This is a genomic window from Homoserinimonas flava, assembly GCF_054969005.1.
Window position 1 is genome coordinate 309823 of record NZ_JBUEQS010000002.1, and the last position, 22993, is coordinate 332815.

Below are 22993 nucleotides of genomic sequence, written 5' to 3' on the forward strand. Positions count from 1 at the left end.
GCTGACCGAGCGCGAGGTCGCGGCCCACAACGCGACAGCTGAGGTGCCGCTCCTCGCATTGCACCCAAGCGAGGGCACGACGTCGCTCGACTATCCCTTCATCGAGGTCGCGAATGGCGAGCAAACTGACGAGCGGCAGGCGTTGCTTGACGCCTTCGCGGAGGCCGCGCAAATGGGTGGTGCGTTCTACACGAACGAGGGCTTCCGTGACCACAGCGGCGGTGGCGAGCTCACCGCGACCGGCGTGCTCCCCGTCGCGACGGTTGTCCCTGCGCGTGCAGACCCGCAGCTCCAGGCGTCAGCGCTGGAGCTGTGGAACTCGCTCACGCTCGGGTTCCGCATGCTGGTGGCCGTGGATGTTTCGGGCTCGATGCTCGAGCCTGCCGGTGATGGTTTGCGCCGCATCGACATCTACCAGACGGCGGCCGATGACTTCCTTGACCCGTTTCCTGGCGGAACCGAGATGGGCATGTGGGTCTTCTCGACCAATCGCGTTGGTGAGCAAGATTGGGAGGAGCTCGCGCCAATCGGCTTGCTCACCGAAGATTCTCAGCGCCAGAGCATCTCAAACATCACGGCATCGCTGCCACAGTACATCCGCGGCGACACGGGGCTCTATGACACCGTGCTTGCTGGCGTCACTCACATGCGGGAGAGCTTTGTGCCCGGCAAGGTGAACACGATGGTGGTCGTTACCGATGGCAAGAACGACGACAGCAATTCGATCGAGCTCGAAGCCCTGCTGCAGCAGCTCACGGCGATGAACGATCCACTGAAACCGGTGCCGGTCATCCTCGTCGGGTTCGGCCCAGACACCGACTTGGCGTCGATGCAGCAGATTGCTGCCGCGACGGGCGGTGCGGCGTATTCGGCATACGAGCCGGCCGACCTCGGCCAGGCCCTCGCCGACGCGTTCGCGTAACGTGACCCCCCCCCGCCGGATTCCTGGTGGGGGCGTCACCATCGCTTGCTATGCTTTCGCTATAACCGAATATCCGGCCGCTCAGGCGATGCGGGAGAGCTCCGTGCACACCAGACACGGGCACCGAAGGAGCAATCCTCTCCAGAATCTCTCAGGTACTTGTACCGCATCGAACAGGCAACTCTGAAAAGTGAATTGCGAAGCAATTCAGGTTGAGTAGGCGCGCTAGCGCCGTATCGAAACCCGCGAAGCATTCCGCCCAAGGTGAAAGCCGACCGACCGGTCGACGAAGCTCTCAGGCTCCATGACAGAGGGAGAGTTCCCGCGTCGTCGACGCAGATTTGGAGAACTCCCGTGACCGATCAGAACGAACCTGAGCATGACCCGGATGGTGGCGCTGCCCGTGGCCGGTTGAGCCCGCTCCACGACGTCCACTTCGCCCTCGGCGCGAGTTTCACCGATTTCGCGGGCTGGCAGATGCCGGTGAGGTATTCGAGCGAGCTCGATGAGCACCGGGCGGTCCGCTCTGCGGCCGGGCTGTTCGACCTCTCGCACATGGCCGAGATCATCTTCACGGGAACCGGTTCTGGGGCGGCCCTCGATTTCGCTCTCTCTGGCGTTGTTTCCACGATCGACGTGGGCCAGGCGAAATACAGCCTGCTTCTCACCCCCGACGGCGGGGTCATCGACGATGTCATCGTGTATCGCACCCACGAGCACCGCTTCGGAGTCGTCGCGAATGCCGGCAATCGCTTCGAGGCGGCGGGGGCGCTCGCTGTGCGCGCGGCCGGTTTCGATACGACGGTCGTGGATGAGAGCGACGAGATCGCCCTCATCGCGGTGCAGGGGCCGGCGGCGCAGGCGATCATGCTCGAGCTCGACGATCTCGAACTTCCCGTGCCGATCGAGGCCATCCGCAACTACCGTTCGGCGACGGGCACGTGGCGGGGCGAGGAGATCATGGTCGCGCGCACCGGCTACACGGGGGAGGACGGCTTCGAGCTGTACGTGCTCAACCGGGTTGCAAACGAGCTCTGGGTTGCGCTCACCGAGGTCGGCGCCCCCCACGGATTGGTGCCGGCCGGTCTTGCCTGCCGCGACACCCTCCGGCTTGAGGCGGGGATGCCGTTGTATGGTCATGAACTTTCACGAGATATCACGCCGGCCCAGGCCGGGCTCGGCCGTTCAGTGCGGCTCGAGGGCAAGGGCGACTTCGTGGGGCGCGACGCTGTCTCGGTGCCGCTCGCAGACGACGCCCGGCTGCTCGTCGGTCTCGCCTCCGAGGGCCGCAGGGCGGGTCGCGCCGGCTACTCCGTGCTCGATGCGGGCGCCGGTGTCGTCGGTGAGGTGACGAGTGGCGCGCTGAGCCCGACGCTCGGGCACCCCATTGCGATGGCCTACGTCGACCCAGCACTGACCACCCCAGGCACCCAGCTCTACATCGATGTGCGCGGCACGTCGATCGCGGCATCCGTCACGCCCCTGCCCTTTTACAAGCGAACCGCCACCCAACAAAAGGCCGCCGAATGAGCGAGCAGTCAGCCCTCAAGTACACGCCAGCACACGAGTGGGTGCGCATCGACGGCGACCTGCTCACCGTCGGCATCACGGCGTATGCCGCAGAGAAACTCGGCGAGGTTGTCTTTGTGGACGTGCCTGAGGTCGGCGCGAGCGTGGCGAAGGGCAAGGTCGTCGCCGAGGTCGAGTCGACGAAGTCGGTCGGCGAGGTTTACGCGCCACTCGATGGCACGATCGTCGAGGTGAACGGCGCCGTCGCCGACACCCCCGAGCTCATCAACGACGACCCGTTCGGCGATGGTTGGCTGTTCACGCTTCGCGTGGCATCCGTCGAGGCGATCGAGTCCGCTGGCCTGCTCGACCTCGACGCCTACATGGCGATTACGCAGGCATAGGCATGGGGCGCAACACTCTTGGCGCGTTCGGCGCCCGTCACATCGGCACGGGCGCGAGCGAGCAGCAGCGGATGCTCGACGCCGTCGGCTACGAATCCCTCGAGTCGCTCGTGGATGCCGCCGTGCCCGCTGCGATCCACGTGGGCGCGATTGAGCGCTCCACAATCCCTGCCGCGGCAACGGAACGCGAGGCGCTCGCCGAGCTGCGGGCCATCGCGGGGCACAACACGGTGCGCCGTTCGATGATCGGCCTCGGCTACTACGGCACCATCACGCCGGCGGTGATCAAACGCAATGTGCTCGAGAACCCGAGCTGGTACACGGCCTACACGCCGTATCAGCCTGAGATTTCGCAGGGCCGCCTTGAGGCGCTCATCAACTTCCAGACCATGGTGTGCGATCTCACGGGCATGCAGACGGCGAACGCTTCGATGCTCGACGAGGGCACTGCGGTCGTTGAGGCGATGCTGCTCGCGCGACGCGCCTCGAAGTCGACGTCGACCGTGTTCGTGGTCGATGCGGATGCCCTGCCGCAGACCCGCGCGCTGCTCGAGAGCCGCGCCGAGGCGGTGGGCATCGAGCTCGCCTTCCGCCGGTTGAGCGGGGCGGACGCGCCCGAAACCGTCCCCGACGACTACTTCGGCCTTTTCGTGCAGTACCCCGGAGCATCCGGAAGGGTCTGGAACCCCCGCGACGTCTTCGCCGCAGCGCATGCCGCCGGTGCCATCACGATCGCGGCCGCCGACCTCCTCGCGCTCACGCTGATCGAGAGCCCTGGAGAGCTCGGCGCCGACGTGTCGGTCGGCACGACGCAGCGCTTCGGCGTGCCGATGGGGTTCGGCGGGCCGCACGCGGGCTACATGGCGGTGCGCAAGGGGCTCGAGCGCCAGCTTCCCGGGCGTCTCGTCGGCGTCTCGAAGGATGCCGACGGCAACGCCGCATACCGGCTCACCCTGCAGGCGCGCGAGCAGCACATCCGCCGAGAGAAGGCCACGTCGAACATCTGCACGGCGCAGGTGCTCCTCGCCGTCATGGCCGGGATGTACGCGGTGTATCACGGGCCCCAAGGGCTCAAGCGCATCGCGGAGCGGGTCGCCACCCACACGGCGATCCTCCACGACTACCTCACCGAGGCGGGGGTGGATGTCGCGCACTCCGACTTCTTCGACACCCTCCTCGTGCGCGTCCCTGGGCGGGCGCGCGAGGTCGTCGCGGCCGCCCTCGAGCAGGACTTCACGCTGTGGCGCATCGATGATGACACCGTGAGTCTTTCGGTCGACGAGACCACGACCTTCGCGGAGCTTCACCGGGTCGCGCAGGCCTTCGGCGGGCCGGCATCTCGCGATTTCGCGTTTGTCGCCCGCACACGGCTCGAGCACCTGCCGCAGGACCTCCACCGCGAGACCGAATACCTCACGCATCCCGTGTTCGACACGCACCGCTCGGAGACGAGCATGATGCGGTATCTCAAGTACCTCGCCGACAAGGACTACGCGCTCGACCGCGGCATGATCCCACTCGGTTCGTGCACCATGAAGCTCAACGCGGCCACCGAAATGGAGGCCATCACCTGGCCAGAGTTTGCGGAGTTGCATCCGTTCGCCCCGCTCGGCGACGTCACCGGCTACCTCGTGCTCACGGGGCATCTCGAGTCGTGGCTCGCAGAGGTCACGGGCTACGACACCGTCTCGCTGCAGCCGAATGCCGGCAGCCAGGGTGAGCTCGCGGGCCTGCTCGCGATCCGCGGCTATCACCGCGCAAACGGTGACGTGCAGCGCACCGTGTGCCTCATCCCGTCGAGCGCGCACGGCACGAACGCCGCGAGCGCCGTGCTCGCGGGTATGAGCGTCGTCGTCGTCGCGTGCGATGAGCAGGGCAACGTCGACCTCGACAACCTGCACGCCAAAGTCGACGCGCACCGGAACGAACTCGCCGCGCTCATGGTCACCTACCCGTCGACGCACGGCGTCTACGAGCACGAGATCCGCGCCATCACGGATGCCGTGCATGAGGCGGGCGGGCAGGTCTATGTTGACGGCGCCAACCTCAATGCGCTGCTCGGCTACGCCCGGTTTGGGGACTTCGGCGGCGACGTGTCGCACCTCAATCTGCACAAGACGTTCTGCATCCCGCACGGCGGGGGCGGCCCAGGGGTTGGGCCTGTCGCGGCGAAGGCGCACCTCGCGCCGTATCTGCCGGGGCATCCGATGGCGCAGTCGGCGCAGCATCCGGCGTTCGATCTCGCGACCGACAGTGTCGGCACCTCTGTGCACGGTGGTGGGCCAGTGAGTGCGGCACCGTATGGCAGCCCGAGCATCCTGCCGATCAGCTGGGCATACGTGCGCATGATGGGCTCTGAGGGCCTCAAGCAGGCGACCGGTGCGGCGGTGCTCGCGGCGAACTATGTGGCGGCGCGGCTCCGCGAGCACTATCCGGTGCTCTACGCGGGCGACAACGGTCTCGTCGCGCACGAGTGCATCCTCGACGTGCGCCCGCTCACGGCGGCGACGGGTGTGACGGTCGACGACATCGCGAAGCGACTCATCGACTATGGCTTCCACGCCCCGACGATGAGCTTCCCGGTGCCGGGCACGCTCATGGTCGAGCCGACCGAGAGTGAAGATCTCGCCGAGATCGATCGATTCATTGACGCCATGATCGCGATTAGGGCCGAAGCGGATGCGGTGGCTCGCGGCGAGTGGCCGGCCGACGACAACCCACTCAGGGGTGCGCCGCACACCGCCGAGACGGCGCTCGTGGGGGAGTGGACGCATCCGTATTCGCGCGAGGAGGCCGTCTACCCGGCGGCAGCGTCGCTCACGGGTGCCGGCCGCGTGCGGGCGATCCACGGCAAGTACTGGCCACCTGTGCGTCGCATCGACAACGCGTTCGGCGACCGCAACCTGGTGTGTGCGTGCCCGCCGCCCGAGGCGTTCGAGTAGACGCAGAAACGCCGGTTGAGAAGGCCCTGGCGGGCCTACTCAACCGGCGTTGTTTCGTGCCTTAGTGGTCTGTCGCCTTCTCGGCACCGTGGCCGGTGAGCGAGCGAACCTCCATCTCGGCGGCGACCGCGGGGTCTTCAACCCTGCTGCTCGTCACCGTGCCGAGCCAGCCGAGCAAGAACCCGAGCGGAATCGAGACGATGCCAGGGTTGTTGAGCGGGAACCAGGAGAAGTCCACGTTCGGCAGCATCGACGTCTCGCTGCCGGAAACGACTCCGGAGAACGCGATGAGGATGATCGCCGAGCCGAGCCCGCCGTACATGCTCCACAGCGCACCCCTGGTCGAGAACTTGCGCCAGAAGAGCGAGTAGATGATCGTTGGCAGGTTTGCCGATGCCGCGACGGCAAACGCGAGGGCGACCAAGAAGGCGATGTTCTGCCCCTGGACTGCGATGCCACCGATGATTGCGAGGATGCCGATCACGACGACGGTGATGCGCGCGACCTTGACCTCGCCGCCTGGGCCGGGGTTGCCCTTCTTGATGACGCTCGCATAGACGTCGTGCGAGAACGACGCGGCCGCTGTGATGGTGAGCCCTGCGACAACCGCGAGGATGGTCGCGAAGGCCACCGCCGCGATGAAGCCGAGCAGGAGTGACCCGCCGAGCTCGAAGGCGAGCAGCGGTGCCGCGGAGTTCACGCCACCCGGCGCTGCCAGGATCTCGTCGGCGCCGATGAGGGCGCCGGCGCCGTAGCCGAGCACGAGCGTGAAGAGGTAGAACGCCCCGATGAGCCAGATGGCCCACACGACCGAGCGGCGCGCCTCGCGAGCGGTCGGCACGGTGTAGAAGCGCATCAACACGTGGGGGAGTCCCGCGGTGCCGAGCACGAGTGCGAGCGCGAGCGACACGAAGTCGAGCCGCGAAATATCACTGATGCCGTACTGCATGCCGGGGTTGAGCACCGCTTCGCCGCCGACGGATGCCGCAGCGCCGAGCAGTTCGGAGAGGTTGAAGCCGTGCAGCGCGAGCACCCACACGGTCATGACGAACGCGCCAGCGATGAGGAGCACAGCCTTGATGATCTGCACCCAGGTCGTGCCTTTCATGCCGCCGATGAGCACGTACATGATCATGAGTCCGCCGACGACGGCGACGATGATCGACTGTCCGAGCTGGTCGCCGATGCCGAGGAGCAGCGCGACGAGCCCGCCCGCACCGGCCATCTGTGCGAGCAGGTAGAAGAAGCAGACAGCGAGGGTGGTCGTCGCGGCGGCGAGACGCACCGGGCGCTGCTTGAGTCGGAACGAGAGCACGTCGGCCATCGTGAACTTGCCCGTGTTGCGCATGAGTTCGGCGACGAGGAGCAGCGCGACGAGCCACGCCACGAGGAACCCGATGGAGTACAAGAAGCCGTCGTATCCATTGACTGCGATCGCACCACAGATGCCGAGGAACGAGGCTGCCGAGAGGTAGTCTCCCGCGATCGCCGTGCCGTTTTGGGGGCCTGTGAACGAGCGTCCGGCGGCGTAATAGTCTGCCGCCGTCTTGTTGTTGCGGCTCGCGCGCAGCACGATCACGAGGGTTACGGCGACGAATGCGCCGAAGATCGAGATGTTGAGGATGGGGCTGCCGACTTCGGTCGCTTCAGCCGCGGTAATGAGGGTGCTCATGGCGGTCATCGGGTGGCTCCTTCTCGTGCCTCAAGGTCGGCGCGGATCTCAGCGGCGAGCGGGTCGAGCTGCCGATTGGCGAACGACACGTACCACGTCGTGATCGCGAAGGTGGTGACGAACTGGCCGAGCCCGAGAAGCAGGCCGACATTGATGTTGCCCAACACCTTGATCGACATGAACTCTGGCGCGTATGACGCGAGGAGCACGTAGGCGAAATACCAGATGAGGAACGCGATGGTGAGCGGCCAGACGAAGCCGCGATGCCGTTTCTTGAGTCTTGAGAATGGTTCGGAGGTCTCGACCTCCTCAAAATCGGTGGTGGTCCGTCGAGCTTCGTCGCTCATGTGATCCCCTTGCCTGCGTCGGCGCACCGGTGATGCGCAGTCGAGTCACAGCGCACATCGTTGCGCGCCGTAGACACTCAACACTCCCCCCGAACGGGTGTCAAGGGACTGGATGTAAACGCATAACCGTGGTATGTGGCGAATCAGAACAAATCAGGCAGGCCCGAAAAGGCCGGGAAATGCGATTACTGCCCACGGATATCCGATGAATACTGCGGCGTCGATCAGCACGTGGGCGATCACGAGGGGGAGCAGCCTGCCGGTCTTTGCGTACAGCCAGCCGAAGAGCAGTCCCATCGCAATGTTGCCAACGAACGCGCCGAAGCCCTGGTAGAGGTGGTACGTGCCCCGGAGCAGGGCGCTCGCGATGATGAATCCCCAGGGCCCCCAGCCGAGCCTGCGAAGGCGCTCGCCGAGATATCCCACAGCGATGACCTCTTCGACGATGCCCGCGCGGAGGGCAGAGAGAATGAGCACCGGAATCGTCCACCAGTGCTCATCGAGCGCTGTCGGCACGACGGTGACGGTAACGCCGATGGCCTTGCCGCCGAGATAGAGCGCGAGGCCCGGGATGCCGATCGTGAGCGCGAGCCCGATGCCCCACAGGGTGTCTTTGCCAGGCCTCGTGAAGTCGATGCCGAGCCGCCCGAGGTGCGGTCGGGCGACACTCCACAGGAGATAGGCCACGAGGGCGACGGGCATGAGGTCGAAGAAGACCCCCATGACCTGGTAGACGAGGTCGAACAGCGGGCGCGGGCTGAGCGAGGTGTTCAGCGTTGCGGTCTGCTGTGAGAGCGACTCTTCGCGAGTGAGCCGGTTGACGATAGAGACGACCGAGTACAGGGCGGATGCTCCGAGCGAGAGCCCGAGCACGATGGCGATCTCGAATCCGAGCCTCCCGCGTGAGGTGTTTTCGGCTGCGCCGCGCCACTCGGGCATTTTGGTAAGACTCGACAAACGGGGGGCATTCACGCTCACGATGCTACTTGGCCTAGCACACGCAGGTTTTCGCAGACAAGCGTGTCGCGGCCACAAACATCGCTCATATGCGCGGTCTTACGCAAGAATCTTGCGTCAGATGCCAGATTCTTGTGCATGTGTTGCCGGTATGTAACGTTTCGGCTTTCTCGGTTGGACTTGCGAATGGACCCGCTTAGGGTGACAAATTACGCAACGCGCGGGCGGACCAAGAAGGCCCCCGCGTCTCACTCCGTCGTCGATGCGTTACCTCGCCCGACGATGGTGAATCCACTGCACAGGAGGAAAATTGAAAATCACAGGACCCCGCTTCAGGCGGCTGGCAGCCGCAGGAGCGATCGCCGGGGCTTCGGCCATGGTGTTGGCCGGATGCACCACGACCGGCGACGATGGTGGCGGTGATGGCGATGGAACCATCACGGTCGCCACAACCAACGCCTTCACCTCGTTCAACGGCGACACCCCGCAGGCCAACCTCGACACCAACGGCATGGTGGGCTATCTCACCGGCGTCAGCGGCGGTCTCGGTCTCGGCGGCTTCCTCCGCCTTGACACTGCCTTTGAGGTCGTCACCGACGACAGCTTCGGCACCTACGAGTTGGTCTCAGAAGACCCGCTGACGGTCGAGTACACCCTCAACGAGGGCCTCACCTGGTCAGACGGCGAGCCGATCACGGCCGACGACATGCTCTTCGCGTGGGCCATCAACTCGGGCTACTACGACGATGCGAGCTATGACGAGGCGACCGGCGAGGTCATCTCGGGCACGCAGTACTTCACGATCGCTGGAGCTACCGACGGACTCGACACCACGTCGTTCCCTGAGATCAGCGACGACAACCTCTCGCTCACGATCACCTACGACGAGCCCTACGTCGACTGGGAGCTCGTCAACCTCATCGGTAAGCCCGCCCACGTTGCGGCAGAGAAAGCCGGCGTCTCGCTCGAAGAGTTCGTTTCGCTGCTCGGTGAGCTCCCTGAGGGCGACCCGGCGAGCCCCGTCGACCCCGACCCCACCCTCCAGGCGGTAGCGGAGTTCTGGAACACGGGTTACGACGTAACGTCGATGCCAACGGATGAGTCCCTCCTCGTGTCGTCCGGTCCGTTCATCGTGACCGACTTCACTGCCGAGTCCGACATCACTCTGACGCGCAACCCCGAGTACCAGGGCGACCTTTCGCCCGACTACGAGACGCTCATCATCCGCTTCATCGGTGATGCCAACGCTCAGGTCACCGCACTCCAGAACGGCGAGGTCAACGCGATCTACCCGCAGGCTTCGGCTGACACGCTCGACGCACTTGCGAACGCCAACGCCAACACCTACGAGGGCGACCAGCTCTCGTATGACCACATCGACCTCAAGCAGTCGGGCGTCTTCGCAGACCAGTCGGTGCGCGAGGCCTTCCTTAAGACGATCCCTCGTCAGCAGATTCTCGAGTCGATCATCACGCCGATCAACCCCTCCGCCGAGGTGCTCAACTCGCAGATCTACGTGCCAGCGAACTCCCGGTACGAGCAGGCTGTCGAGGCGAGTGGCTACGACGAGTTCAACGAGCCCGACATTGAGGGTGCCATCGAGCTCCTCGATGGTCAGACTCCCACGGTTCGCATCCTGTACAACACGAACAACCCGAACCGTGTCGACTCGTTCAACGCCATCCGTCAGTCGGCCGAGCAGGCTGGCTTCGTGATCGTTGACGGCGGTTCGCCCGACTGGTCGAGCCTCCTCTCCGGTGGCGAATACGATGCCTCGATCTTCGGCTGGATCTCTCCGGGAGCGGGCAACACGGCGCTTCCGCAGATCTTCAAGACCGGTGGTGGTGGCAACTACAACGGTTACTCCAACGCAGAGGTCGACGCCCTCGTTGATCAGGCTCTCGTGAGCCTCGATGCCGACGAGCTCGAGGAGATCAAGATCGAGATCGACGCGTTGACCAAGCAGGACGCCTATGGCCTGCCGCTGTTCCAGCTGCCGGGTCTCTTCGCGGACAACGGCACGATCGAGGGCCTCGAGTACTTCGGGGGCCAGACCGGAATCGTGTGGAACGCACATGAGTGGACACTCGCCGACTAACACGTCGCGATAGTCCCACTCGGCAGGGTGCCGGAGACTGCAGTCTTCGGCACCCTGCTACGCGGGCGTGGCTACGCTGGTCGAATTCGTACCCGATCTCTTCACGGTCGCTTGAGTCGCGCAGCTCTACGAGATAGGCACCACTTTGCTTGGCTTCATTCTGAGACGGATCGCAGTGTCGGTCCTCGTCCTCGTCGCAGCATCATTCGTCATGTACGTGCTCGCGGCCAACGCTGGAGACCCGCTGCAGGATCTCCTCGGCTCCAACGCTTCTAATAAGAATCAGCTCATTGCCGCCAGGGTTGAGGCGCTCGACCTCGATGTGCCGCCCCCGCTGCGCTGGTTCCTCTGGCTCGGAGGTGCCGCGCAGTGCCTCGTGCCGTTCGGCACGTGTGACCTGGGGCTGACGCTCTCTAACGCCGAAGTGACGACCATCCTGCCGCCAGCGATGTTGACGACTATCCAGCTCGTCAGCCTCTCCCTCGTGCTCGCCATCATCCTCGGTGTCGTCGTCGGTATCGCGACTGCGCTTCGGCAGTACAGCGGGTTCGACCTCAGCATCACCTTTGTGAGCTTCTTTCTCTACTCGCTCCCGTCGTTCCTGGTCGCCGTGCTGCTGAAGGAATTCATCGCGATCGGGTTCAACGACTTCTTGCAAGGAGCGAATCAGATCGCCCCCGCCGCGATTGCAGTGATTGCGCTCGTCGCGGGATTGATTTGGCAGGTCCTCATCGGTGGCCCGCTTCGCCGACGACTCTTGGTGTTCTTCGTCTCTGGCGCAGCAACGGCCGTTGTGCTCACTTACATCTCTGCTACCAGTTGGTTCACCGAGCCGGGACTCGGAATTGTCGGAATCCTCGTGCTCGTCGCCGGCATCGTCTACTGCACCGTCGGCGTCGCTGCTGGGTTCGCCAACCGTCGCGCCCTCCTTGCGGGTGGCATCTCGGGCGCAATCGCGATCATCGCGTACTTCGCGCTACAGGGGCTTTTTGATGTTTCCAGCGCTGGCACGATCGCTATTCTCGCCGTCGCGACAGTCGCCGTCGGCTTCATCATCGGCTTCGCGGTGGGTGGTAACGACCGAGGGCAGACGGTACGAGTCGGGGTTATCGTCTCCGTGCTCTCGGGGGGCGTCGTCATTCTCGACCGCTTCATGCAGTCATGGCCCGACTACATCTCCTCGCCGCGAATCAATGGTCGACCGATCGCCACTGTCGGTGCATCAACTCCTGGCTTTTCTGGCGATTTCTGGGTCCAGGGCATCGACACGTTCACGCACCTCCTCCTGCCCACGATTTCGCTCCTCCTGATCTCGTTCGCGAGCTACACCCGCTACGCTCGCTCAGGCCTCCTTGAGGTCTTGAATCAGGACTACATCCGCACCGCGCGAGCGAAGGGGCTCCCGGAGCGCATTGTCATCACTCGGCACGCGCTCCGCAACATGCTGATTCCGCTCGCGACGCTCGTGGCGACCGACGTCGGTGCCCTCCTCGGCGGTGCGATCATCACCGAACGCGTGTTCGCCATCAGCGGCATGGGAGCACTGTTCAATGCATCGCTCCAACGCATCGACCTGAACCCGATCATGGGGTACTTCATCGTCATTGCGATTACCGCGATTTTGTTCAACTTCCTCGCCGATCTCGCCTACGCGGCGCTCGATCCAAGAGTGAGGGTTGCGGCGTGATGCGGCGAACCCAGCAGCGGCGCGGCTGCGCAACGACGCCAGAGAGGACTGCGCGATGAGCCAGCTAATGACCGAACCGAGTGAGCCTCACGAGGTCGCGCCATCGCCTCGTGAAGAGACGAAGGGTATGAGTCAAGGCCGCCTCATTCTCCGCCGTTTCGTCTCGAATCGCATCGCGCTGGTATCGATCGCCATCTTCCTTCTTGTCGCAGTGTTCTCGATGTCAGCGATCGGATTCGGCCCCATTCCAGGGTGGTGGAAGCACAACTACACGACACTGAACCCGCAGTTGAATGGCGGCGCACCCACGCTGTCGCTTGTGCCCCGGTGGCTTGGCGGCGACGGAATCTCGCTCGGGGAGCATCCATTCGGCCAGAGCCGGATCGGTGTCGACTACTTTGCGATGACCATGCGTGGCATTCAGAACTCGATCGTCGTCATGGCGATCATCGCCGGCATCGGCACGGTGCTCGGCACGGTCGTCGGGGCGATCGCCGGGTATTACCGGGGCTGGGTTGACTCGGTGCTCATGCGCATCACCGATGTGTTCATCGTGATTCCGGCCATCGTCGTCGGTGCGATCGTCGGTCGTGCGACCGGTGGCCTCGGCGTGTGGTTGCTCGCCTTCTTCCTCGCGCTCGTCTCGTGGATGGTGATTGCCCGACTTGTCCGAGCAGAGTTCTTGAGCCTGCGTGAACGTGAGTTTGTCGAGGCCGCCCGAGTGGCGGGCGCGAGCGACGCGCGCATTATCTTCAAGCACATCCTTCCCAATGCGATCGGTGTCGTGATCGTGTCTGCGACACTGCTCGCCGCGGCAGCAGTCTTGCTCGAGACCGCTCTCAGTTATCTCGGCTACGGCATCCGTCAGCCAGACGTCTCGCTCGGCCTCCTCATCTCCGACAACCAGTCGTCATTCCAGACACGGCCGTGGCTCTACTGGTGGCCGGCGACCTTCATCGTCTTGCTGGCGCTCCTGGTGAACTTCGTTGGAGATGGATTGCGCGACGCGTTCGACCCGCGACAGAAGCGATTCTCGCGGCGACGGATGCAGGAGATGCCCGATGCTGGCTGAGTCAGCCCGCACTCACGAGCGCGAAGCTCACCGCCACAAGCACGCCTCCCAGCAGCAGGGCGCCGACAGCGGTCAGGTCGAGCCGCGTCGGAATTGGCATGGATTCCGCCTCACCGCTCGCGATGCGATCGGCCTCCCTCAGGGTGTCCCAGCGTTCCCGAATCACTGCGGCGGCCTTGCCGGAGTCGGTCGTGAGCAGTTCGCCCACGCTCAGCTTTTCGCCGATGCGAGCACCTCTTGGCGCAGCACCTCGGCGCGCCGCTGCCACACCGATGCGGCCGGGTGCTGGTGCTGCATCGACCGAAATCGCCCGGCCGGGCACGTGGACGCGGAGCGAGTACGCGACATCGAGATGGATGAGGGCGCCCCACGGAACCCTCGTGGTGCGCAGGATGTTGGCGATCGTCACCGCCTCATCGTCGACAGCGATGTGCGGGCGCCACAGCAAGACCCACACGCCGAGTGCTGCCGCGCCGCACAGCGGCAGCAGCCAAGGATTCTCACCGGCCACCGCAGACGCAGCAGCAAGACCTACCGCGAGCACCCCGATTACGAGCCAGCTCACGCCAGCGAGCACGGTATTGAATCGGGGGCGGAAGGTGTGCGCGGGCGCGGAATCCATACCCCCATGTTCCCAGTTTCCCCGCGGACGGCGCACCTGCGCGACGCCCGCAGGCGCGACGAAAGGTTGTCCAGGTGACTCATCACCAAGTCCAAATGGATGCTCCCACCCTCCGGATGACCGACCTCAGTGTCGACTTCGCGGTCGACGGCTTCTGGGTGCCAGCAGCCAAGAAGCTCAATTACGAGATCCGGCCCGGTCAGGTTGTCGCTGTTGTCGGCGAGTCGGGCTCCGGAAAGAGCGTCAGCTCCATGTCGATTCTCGATCTGTTGCCGAAGAACTCGCGAGTCCGCGGCAGCATCACCTTGAGTGGTCGTGAGCTGACGACGCTGTCGCCAGGGCAGATGCGGGCGCTTCGCGGCAACGACGTCGCCGCGATCTTCCAAGAACCCATGACGGCGCTCAACCCCGTGTACACGATCGGCTTCCAGCTCGTAGAAGCAATTCGGGCTCACCGCAGTGTGACACCAAGCGAGGCGGCTGCCCGTGCTCGTGAACTCCTGAGCCTGGTCGGCCTCCCAGACCCAGAAAAGGCGTTCAAGTCGTATCCGCATCAGCTCTCAGGCGGGCAGCGTCAGCGCGCCATGATCGCGCAGGCCCTCAGCTGCGACCCGAAGTTGCTCATCGCCGATGAGCCGACGACGGCCCTGGATGTCACGGTGCAGGCCGAGATTCTCGACCTACTGCGTGACCTGCGGGACAAGCTCGACTCGGCGATCCTGCTCATAACGCACGACATGGGGGTTGTTGCCGATCTTGCGGACTGGATCGTCGTAATGCAGGCTGGCGAGATCGTGGAGCAGGGGTCTGTCGAGGACATCTTCGGCGAAGCGAAGCATTCGTATACGCGAGCGTTGCTTGATGCCGTCCCGCGACTCGGTGAGGGCGCGCCCGATCATGAGCGCATCAACGTTGCCGACGTCGAGGCCGACATCGTCGCGGGTGTCACCATCGATGTGCCGACGGAGCCGGAGCCCGAGCGCGGCCCCCTCGTCTTGAGCATGAAGAATGTCGGCATCGTCTATGGCAAGCAGGGCCGGGTGGGAGCATTCCGTGCCGTTGACGGCGTTTCGCTCGAGATCGCCGAGGGTGAGATCCTCGGCCTCGTGGGCGAATCTGGTTCGGGCAAGTCGACAATCGGACGGGCGGCGATCGGCCTCCAGCCCATCGCCGACGGTGAACTGGTCGTCGTGGGCACCGACATCAGCAATGCGAACCGAAGGCTGATTACTACCTTGCGGCGGAAGGTCGGCATCGTCTTCCAAGACCCCTCGTCGTCGCTCAATCCGCGCCTTCCGATTGGGGAGTCGATCGGCGAACCGCTGTTTCTCGCAAAGCAGGCAAAGGGGGCTGAACTCGATCGCCGCGTGGAGCAGCTTCTCGATGATGTGAACCTTCCGCGCTCCTATCGCAACCGGTTTCCGCACGAGCTCTCTGGCGGACAGAAGCAGCGCGTCGGAATCGCGCGAGCGCTCGCACTGAAGCCTCAACTGCTCGTCGCCGACGAGCCGACGTCTGCGCTCGATGTTTCTGTGCAGGCCACGGTGCTTGACCTGCTGCGACAGTTGCAAGCCGAGTACGGCTTCGCCTGCCTCTTCATCAGCCATGATCTCGCGGTCGTCGATGGGATGGCAGACCGCATTGCCGTGCTCCACAGGGGAAAGCTCGTGGAGGAGGGCAACCGCGATCAAATTCTCCGCGCGCCAAAAGAGGCATACACGCAACGTCTTATCCAGGCGGTGCCGGTGCCAGATCCCGAGGAGCAGCGGCTTCGCAGGGAGATTCGCCGCAGCGGGCGGTAGCGTCAGAGGCAGCGCAAAGGTCGTATGCAGCGCGGAGGTCGTAAACAGTGCGTTTGCGAGAATGGGGTTCGTGATCGCATACCGACTGCGCAGTGTGGGTCTTGCCGTCTCCGCAGCGATCCTGCTGGGCCTCACCGCGTGCACCCCGGGGTCGCTCGTTGCTGAGGGCTCGACCGTCACGGTCGCCGTCGCCGAGGCGTTCACGTCGTACAACCCCAACACGGGGCACGGCAGCGCGGTTGATACGAACGCGAGCGTCGTCGCTGCGACGAATGCGACGTTTGCATCGTGGGGTGCCGACGGCGAGCTCGTGTTCGATGAGTCGTTCGGCACGGTCGAGAAGCTCTCGGACGAGCCGCTCAGGGTGCGCTACACGATCGCAAACGACGTGGTGTGGTCAGACGGCACCCCGATCGATGCCGTCGACCTGCTGCTCTCGTGGGCCGCGAACTCCAGGGTGCTGAATGATGCCGACGTCGATGCCGACGACTACATCGACGAAGAGACGGGGCTCTTCACTGATGAGTTCCCACTCGATCCGGTCTTCTTCGACGGTTTCACCGCGAACGGTCTGCATCTCGTGACGCAGACGCCCGAGGTGAGTGATGACGGCCGCGGCGTGACGCTCGAGTTCGACGAGCACGTCGCCGACTGGGCGTCGATCTTCACGGTCGGCCTGCCTGCCCACGTGGTTGCCGCGCAGGCGCTCGACCTAGGAGCGGATGCGGATGCAACGGCCGCCAAGGCGGCAGTCGTCGCTGCCATAGCCGAGGGCGACGGTGTTGAGCTCGCCGCCCTCTCGCGTTCGTGGAACAGCGACTTCACGATCGACGGAAAAGCCGCGATCGATCCGGCCGTGCTTGTCGGCTCGGGGCCGTACGCGATTACCGAGCTCAGTGATGAGGGGCTCACGCTCACGGCGAACGAACGCTACGAGGGTGAGCATCGGCCGACCTACGAGACGATTCTCGTGCGGTACATCGCCGACCCTCTGCAGGCGGTGGCTGCTGCCGACGCCGGCGAGGTCGATATCGTCGCACCACGCCTCTCGGCCGACGTCATGTCGGCGATCGACGAGAGCGGCCTCGACTCGGTGATGATCGCCGATGACGGGGTCTGGGAGCTGCTCCAGGTCCGCTTCGAAGGCAGCGCGAACGGTGCGATTGATGATGCCCGCGTGCGCGAAGCGTTTCTGCACTCGGTGCCGCGCGACGCCCTCATCGAAGATGCGGGCCTGCCGGGTGCTGAGGTGACCTCCCGTGACTCGTTCACGATGATGCCGGGGGTCGACGGCTACGACGAATCACTCGAAGCATCGGCCGATGTGCGCATCGAACGCGACCCGGCGACGGCGAAATCGTTGCTTGATGAGGCGGCTGAGGATGACGCCACACTCTCCGCACCGACCGTGTGCATCCTCTTCGACCCGGCAAACCCCCGCCGGGTGGCCCAGTTTTCGGAGATTCGCGACGCCGCGGCATCCGTCGGGTTCACGGTCACGGACTGTTCGAGTCCCGACTGGCGCAACTTGCTCGGCACCCCCGGTGCGTGGGATGTCGCGCTCTACGGACTGCGGGAGCGCACGGTGTCGGTGCAGTCGGCGACGGCGATGTTCGGCAGCGGTTCGGCCCTCAACCACGGTGCCTTCGCGAGCGACGATGTCGACGAGCTGCTCGACGAACTCGAGCTCGAAGAGGATGCTTCAGCCCGCGCCGAGCTCCGGGCGCAGCTCGACACGGTGCTGTGGGAGGAGGGGTGGGGGCTCCCGCTCTTCCAACTGCAGGAGGTGACGGTCGTGGCTGATGACGTCGGGGGAGTGCAGCACTCACCCTTCGCCCCGACGGTGCTCTGGGAGCCGTGGCGCTGGAGCCCGAAGGAGCCCTCCGCAGGCTCCTAGTTGCGACAGCGGGTACACTTGCCGTGTAGGGCAGCGGTGACTGCGCCCCCCTTCTTCTTTCCCACATTCCCTGAGGACACTATTTCTATGGCAATTGCCACCCGCTCAGACCTGCGCAACGTGGCGATCGTCGCCCACGTCGACCACGGTAAGACCACACTCGTTGACGCCATGCTGCGACAGACCAACTCCTTTGCCGATCACGCGCACCTCGAAGAGCGCGCGATGGATTCCAACGAGCTCGAGCGCGAAAAGGGCATCACGATCCTCGCCAAGAACACGGCGATCTCGTACAAGGGCAAGCACGCCACCGACGGCCCCGTCACGATCAACGTCATCGACACTCCCGGCCACGCCGACTTCGGTGGTGAGGTCGAGCGCGGCCTCAGCATGGTCGATGGTGTTGTCCTGCTCGTCGACGCGAGCGAGGGCCCGCTGCCGCAGACCCGCTTCGTGCTGCGCAAGGCGCTTGAGGCCAAGCACCCCGTCATCCTGTTGGTCAACAAGACCGACCGTCCGGATGCTCGCATCGACGCCGTCGTCAGCGAATCGCAAGACTTGCTCCTTGGTCTCGCGAGCGATATGGCCGATGAGCACCCCGACCTTGATCTCGACGCCATCCTCAACGTTCCCGTGGTCTACGCCTCTGGCCGCAACGGTGCTGCGAGCTGGAACAAGCCAGACGACGGCACGCTGCCAGACAACGATGACCTCGAGCCGCTCTTCGACGCCATCCTGAAGCATGTTCCCGCTCCCACCTACGATGACGAGCACCCGCTCCAGGCATGGGTTACCAACCTCGACTCCTCGCCCTTCCTCGGCCGTCTCGCGCTGTTGCGCGTGTTCAACGGCACGATCAAGAAGGGCCAGACGGTCGCCTGGGTTAAGAAAGACGGCTCAGTCTCCAACGTGCGCGTCACCGAGCTTCTCATCACGAAGGCGCTTGACCGCTACCCCGCCGAGAGCGCGGGCCCCGGCGACATCGTCGCCGTCGCCGGTTTCGCCGACATCTTCATCGGTGAGACCCTCGCCGACCCCGAAGATGTTCGCCCGCTGCCGACCATCACGGTCGATGACCCCGCCATCTCGATGACGATCGGCACGAACACGTCGCCGCTCATCGGCAAGGTCAAGGGTCACAAGCTCACCGCTCGCATGGTGAAGGATCGTCTCGACAAGGAGCTCGTCGGCAATGTCTCGCTCAAGCTCGTCGACATCGGTCGCCCGGATGCCTGGGAGGTCCAGGGTCGCGGCGAGCTCGCACTGGCCATCCTCGTAGAGCAGATGCGTCGCGAGGGCTTCGAGCTCACGGTCGGCAAGCCCCAGGTGGTCGTCAAGCAGATCGACGGCAAGGTGCACGAGCCGTTCGAGCACCTCACGATCGACAGCCCCGAGGAGCACCTCGGTGCCATCACGCAACTCCTCGCCTCGCGCAAGGGCCGCATGGAGGCCATGTCCAATCACGGCACCGGCTGGGTCCGCATGGAATTCATCGTGCCGTCGCGTGGCCTCATTGGTTTCCGCTCCGAGTTCATGACGACGACCCGCGGCGAGGGCATCGCCAACGCGGTGTCGCACGGGTATGAGCCGTGGGCGGGCGAGATCACGACCCGCGTCAACGGCTCGATCGTTGCCGACCGTGCCGGTGTTGCGACGCCATTCGCGATGGTTGCCCTGCAGGAGCGCATGTCGTTCTTCGTGGAGCCCACCCAGGAGGTCTACGAGGGCATGGTCGTCGGCGAGAACTCGCGCGCCGACGACATGGATGTGAACATCACCAAAGAGAAGCAGCTCACCAACATGCGGCAGTCGACCTCGGACTCGTTCGAGCGCATGACGCCGTCGCGCAAGCTCACACTTGAGGAGTGCCTCGAGTTCGCTCGTGAGGACGAGTGCGTCGAGGTGACGCCCGAGTTCGTCCGCATCCGCAAGGTCGAGCTCGACGCCAACGCCCGCGCCCGCAAGGTGTCGCGCCTCAAGAAGCAGAACGCGTAGCAGAATGCTCCACCCCGGCAGCGCATAGTCTGTCGGGGTGGACCATTCAGCCGATCACGCAGTGTCGCAGGGGCCCGTCCTGTTTGTGCACGCCCACCCCGACGACGAGACGATCGCGACTGGCGGCACGCTCGCCCTCCTGGCTGATGCCGGCACGGATGTCGCGGTCCTCACGTGCACTCGTGGCGAGCTCGGTGAGGTCATCCCTGCCTCGCTCGCGCACCTCGCAGGCGACGGATCCGCGCTCGCGGCCCATCGCGAGGGTGAGCTTGCGGCGGCCCTCGCTGCGCTCGGCGTTCGCCACCACCTCTTTCTCGGTTCCCAGGGCGCTCGAGCGCACGGGGCCGCGCCGCGCCGCTATCTCGACTCCGGCATGGTGTGGGGTGACGACGGTCGCCCGCGGCCCGTGCCCGCCGTGGCATCCGATTCGCTCTGTGCTGCCCCTTTTGACGAGGTAGTGGCTGACGTGCTCGCCGCCATCGAATCGATGGGGTCGACCACCGTGGTGAGCTACGACGCGAGCGGAGGATATGGCCACCCCGATCATGTGCTGGCCCATCGCGCGGCGCGTGAGGCCGCGGCGCTCGCGGGTGTGCCATTCCACGCGATCATCGATGACGCGGACGAGCTTCAGCGTCTCGAGGCCTCCGGGGTCGACGAACCCGATGTGACCCTGTTCGATGTCACGCCGGTGCTTCCCGCCAAGGTCGCGGCGCTGCGGGCGCATGCAACCCAGGTGACGGTGAGCGACACCGAGGATGGCGTGAGGTTCGCACTATCGAGCGGCCCCGCGCGCGCCGTCGCGTCGCGGGAGGGGTTCCGCCTCGTTGACGCTCCTAGCGACAGCGACAGCGACAGCGACAGCGACGAGCTCGAGGCAGCCGACACTGGCAATCCGCACGCCGAGACCCGTTCGAGCATGATCGCCTCGGTTGCTGTCGCGCTCGTGCTCGGCGCCCTCGTCGGCGTGCTGCTCACGATCAATCACCAGAACGACGTCTCGATCGCGGGCATCTCAATCCCGCTCGGGCTCATTGCTGGCCTCGCAATCGTGACGGCACTCCTCATTGGCATGCGTCTCGTGTTTTCGAGCCGCACGGTCGCGCTCGCGTCGGCCGTCGGAGTGGTCGGCGCAACGACGCTTCTCTCTCAGGAGGGCCCCGGCGGTTCGGTGCTCGTCCCGGCCAACCTAGCGGGCTTCATCTGGGCGTATGCGCCCATGCTCATCGCGGTCGTCGTGCTCGCGTGGCCGCGGTTCGCTCGGTCGAGCCGGGCTAAGATAGAAGCTCAGTCCAGACAGGAGGGACCCGCGTCGTGACGTATGTCATCGCTCTTCCGTGCGTCGATGTCAAAGACCGCGCATGCGTTGACGAATGCCCTGTCGACTGCATTTACGAGGGCGATCGGATGCTCTACATCCACCCCGACGAGTGCGTCGACTGCGGAGCCTGCGAGCCGGTGTGCCCCGTCGAGGCGATCTACTACGAGGATGACACTCCCGACGTGTGGGCCGACTACTACAAGGCCAATGTCGAGTTCTTCGACGACCTTGGGTCGCCTGGTGGCGCAGCGAAGATCGGCGTTATCCCGAAGGACCATCCGATCGTTGCGGCGCTTCCGCCCCAGCCACCTGCAGCCTGAGCGCGTCGTCGCGGATAATTTCGCCCGGTTTTTAGAGATTCCCGCCATGTCCCGGCATATTCCTTTGGTGGGTGCGACTGCAGTCAAGACTGACCTCTAGGCTGTAAGTGTGAACGACGCTGCTATCAACAACGCCGACAAGGCCACGCTCCACTACCCAGGAGGCTCCGCCGATTTCCCGATCCTGACTAGTGTCGATGGTGCGAACAGCATCGATATCTCGACACTGACAAAGCAGACCGGGTATACGACGATCGACCAGGGGTTTGTCAACACCGCCTCGACGAAGAGCGCCATCACCTACATCGACGGCGATGAGGGCATCTTGCGGTATCGCGGATACGCGATCGAAGATGTCGCGAAACACTCGACGTACCTTGAGGTGGCATTCCTCCTGATCCGCGGGAGCTTGCCGAGTGCATCGGAGCTCGAGGAATTCGAAGAGAAGATCAGAAGGCACACGCTCCTTCACGAGGATCTCAAGCGCTTCTTCGACTCGCTGCCGCACAGCGCGCACCCCATGTCGGTGCTCTCATCGGCCGTCTCTGCGCTCTCGACCTACTACGAAGATTCGCTCGACGTGCACGACCCGGAGCAGGTCGAGATCTCGACCATCCGTCTGCTTGCCAAGCTTCCGACCATCGCGGCCTACGCGCACAAGAAGAGCATCGGCCAGGCGTTCCTCTACCCTGACAACAGCCTCAGCTTCGTCGAGAACTTCCTCAAGATGAACTTCGGCAACATGGCCGAGCCGTATGAGGTCGATCCCGTGCTCGCGAACGCGCTCGACCGCCTGCTGATTCTGCACGAAGACCACGAGCAGAACGCATCGACCTCGACCGTGCGGCTCGTCGGCTCGACCGAGGCGAATCTCTTCGCGTCGGTATCGGCCGGCATCAACGCGCTGTACGGCCCGCTTCACGGCGGCGCCAACGAGGCGGTGCTCAAGATGCTCACGCAGATCCGGGATTCCGGGCAGAGCGTCGAAAAGTTCGTTGAGCGGGTGAAGAACAAAGAAGACGGCATTCGTCTCATGGGCTTCGGTCACCGCGTCTACAAGAACTTCGACCCGCGCGCGCGCCTCGTCAAGGAGAGCGCCCACGACGTGCTCGGGTCGCTCGGCATCAAAGATGACCTGCTCGACATCGCCATGGAGCTCGAGGGCGTCGCGCTGGCGGACGACTATTTCGCCGAGCGCAGGCTCTACCCGAACGTCGATTTCTACACCGGCGTGATCTACAAGGCCATGGGATTCCCGCCCCGCATGTTCACGGTGCTGTTCGCGATCGGCCGACTGCCAGGCTGGATCGCTCACTGGCGCGAAATGAATGATGACCCGAAGACTAAGATCGGGCGCCCGCAGCAGCTCTACATCGGTGAACCCGCCAGGGAATGGCCGACAGAGCGATAAGCCTTTCGGCGCTCG

At 64.6% G+C, this 22993-nt stretch carries 17 protein-coding genes and 1 riboswitch; of the genes, 13 read left to right on the forward strand and 4 right to left on the reverse strand.

Features of this window, described 5'->3' with window-relative positions; all coding sequences use genetic code 11:
• The 4 genes from ACY48M_RS06955 to gcvP all read left to right on the forward strand — a co-directional run.
• The coding region (locus tag ACY48M_RS06955; protein ID WP_462819544.1) for a VWA domain-containing protein at nt 1-922 on the forward strand (922 nt) is incomplete at its 5' end.
• An 81-nt stretch (nt 923-1003) separates the two neighbouring features.
• A riboswitch (glycine riboswitch) is annotated at nt 1004-1099 on the forward strand.
• 177 nt (nt 1100-1276) lie between these two features.
• Complete coding sequence (gcvT, locus tag ACY48M_RS06960; protein WP_462819545.1) at nt 1277-2452, forward strand: glycine cleavage system aminomethyltransferase GcvT; 1176 nt, start codon at nt 1277-1279, stop codon at nt 2450-2452.
• Nucleotides 2449-2835 (forward strand): glycine cleavage system protein GcvH, encoded by a 387-nt coding sequence (gcvH, locus tag ACY48M_RS06965; RefSeq protein ID WP_462819546.1) that lies wholly within the window; start codon nt 2449-2451, stop codon nt 2833-2835. The genes gcvT and gcvH overlap by 4 nt, the downstream gene beginning before the upstream one ends.
• 2 nt (nt 2836-2837) lie before the next feature.
• Nucleotides 2838-5777, forward strand: a complete 2940-nt coding sequence (gene gcvP / locus ACY48M_RS06970; protein WP_462819547.1) for an aminomethyl-transferring glycine dehydrogenase — start codon at nt 2838-2840, stop codon at nt 5775-5777.
• A gap of 61 nt (nt 5778-5838) precedes the next feature.
• Here the strand turns inward: gcvP and ACY48M_RS06975 are convergent, their stop codons facing one another.
• The 3 genes from ACY48M_RS06975 to ACY48M_RS06985 form a co-directional block, all read right to left on the reverse strand.
• Nucleotides 5839-7458: a solute symporter family protein gene (locus tag ACY48M_RS06975; RefSeq protein ID WP_462819548.1), complete on the reverse strand. Its 1620-nt coding sequence runs from the start codon at nt 7456-7458 to the stop codon at nt 5839-5841.
• Nucleotides 7455-7796, reverse strand: a complete 342-nt coding sequence (locus ACY48M_RS06980) for a DUF485 domain-containing protein (RefSeq protein ID WP_462819549.1) — start codon at nt 7794-7796, stop codon at nt 7455-7457. Before ACY48M_RS06980 ends, ACY48M_RS06975 begins: the two co-directional genes overlap by 4 nt.
• 153 nt (nt 7797-7949) lie before the next feature.
• Nucleotides 7950-8735, reverse strand: coding sequence for a CPBP family intramembrane glutamic endopeptidase (locus ACY48M_RS06985; RefSeq protein ID WP_462819550.1), 786 nt, complete (start codon nt 8733-8735; stop codon nt 7950-7952).
• A gap of 328 nt (nt 8736-9063) precedes the next feature.
• On the opposite strand from ACY48M_RS06985, the gene ACY48M_RS06990 reads away from it, so the two are divergent.
• The 3 genes from ACY48M_RS06990 (at nt 9064) to ACY48M_RS07000 (ending at nt 13610) form a co-directional block, all read left to right on the forward strand.
• The gene (locus ACY48M_RS06990) at nt 9064-10851 is read left to right on the forward strand and encodes an ABC transporter family substrate-binding protein (protein WP_462819551.1); all 1788 of its coding nucleotides are present in this window, start codon (nt 9064-9066) and stop codon (nt 10849-10851) included.
• A 145-nt stretch (nt 10852-10996) separates the two neighbouring features.
• A complete protein-coding gene (locus ACY48M_RS06995) occupies nt 10997-12538 on the forward strand; it encodes an ABC transporter permease (protein ID WP_462819552.1) in 1542 nt (513 codons plus the stop codon).
• A gap of 127 nt (nt 12539-12665) precedes the next feature.
• A complete protein-coding gene (locus ACY48M_RS07000) occupies nt 12666-13610 on the forward strand; it encodes an ABC transporter permease (RefSeq protein WP_462819553.1) in 945 nt (314 codons plus the stop codon).
• Nucleotide 13611: 1 nt separating this feature from the next.
• Here ACY48M_RS07000 and ACY48M_RS07005 read toward each other — a convergent pair whose 3' ends face one another.
• A complete protein-coding gene (locus ACY48M_RS07005; protein ID WP_462819554.1) occupies nt 13612-14232 on the reverse strand; it encodes a PH domain-containing protein in 621 nt (206 codons plus the stop codon).
• A 95-nt stretch (nt 14233-14327) separates the two neighbouring features.
• Here ACY48M_RS07005 and ACY48M_RS07010 point away from each other — a divergent pair, with 95 nt between their 5' ends.
• The 6 genes from ACY48M_RS07010 (at nt 14328) to ACY48M_RS07035 (ending at nt 22978) form a co-directional block, all read left to right on the forward strand.
• Nucleotides 14328-16034: an ABC transporter ATP-binding protein gene (locus tag ACY48M_RS07010; protein ID WP_462819555.1), complete on the forward strand. Its 1707-nt coding sequence runs from the start codon at nt 14328-14330 to the stop codon at nt 16032-16034.
• A gap of 70 nt (nt 16035-16104) precedes the next feature.
• The gene (locus tag ACY48M_RS07015) at nt 16105-17931 is read left to right on the forward strand and encodes an ABC transporter substrate-binding protein (RefSeq protein WP_462819556.1); all 1827 of its coding nucleotides are present in this window, start codon (nt 16105-16107) and stop codon (nt 17929-17931) included.
• Nucleotides 17932-18018: 87 nt separating this feature from the next.
• Nucleotides 18019-19926 (forward strand): translational GTPase TypA, encoded by a 1908-nt coding sequence (typA, locus tag ACY48M_RS07020; protein WP_462819557.1) that lies wholly within the window; start codon nt 18019-18021, stop codon nt 19924-19926.
• A 37-nt stretch (nt 19927-19963) separates the two neighbouring features.
• A complete protein-coding gene (locus ACY48M_RS07025; protein ID WP_462819558.1) occupies nt 19964-21244 on the forward strand; it encodes a PIG-L family deacetylase in 1281 nt (426 codons plus the stop codon).
• A complete protein-coding gene (gene fdxA, locus ACY48M_RS07030; protein WP_462819559.1) occupies nt 21241-21567 on the forward strand; it encodes a ferredoxin in 327 nt (108 codons plus the stop codon). Before ACY48M_RS07025 ends, fdxA begins: the two co-directional genes overlap by 4 nt.
• Nucleotides 21568-21676: 109 nt before the next feature.
• Nucleotides 21677-22978, forward strand: a complete 1302-nt coding sequence (locus tag ACY48M_RS07035) for a citrate synthase (RefSeq protein ID WP_462819560.1) — start codon at nt 21677-21679, stop codon at nt 22976-22978.
• The last annotated feature ends 15 nt before the right edge of the window (nt 22979-22993 follow it).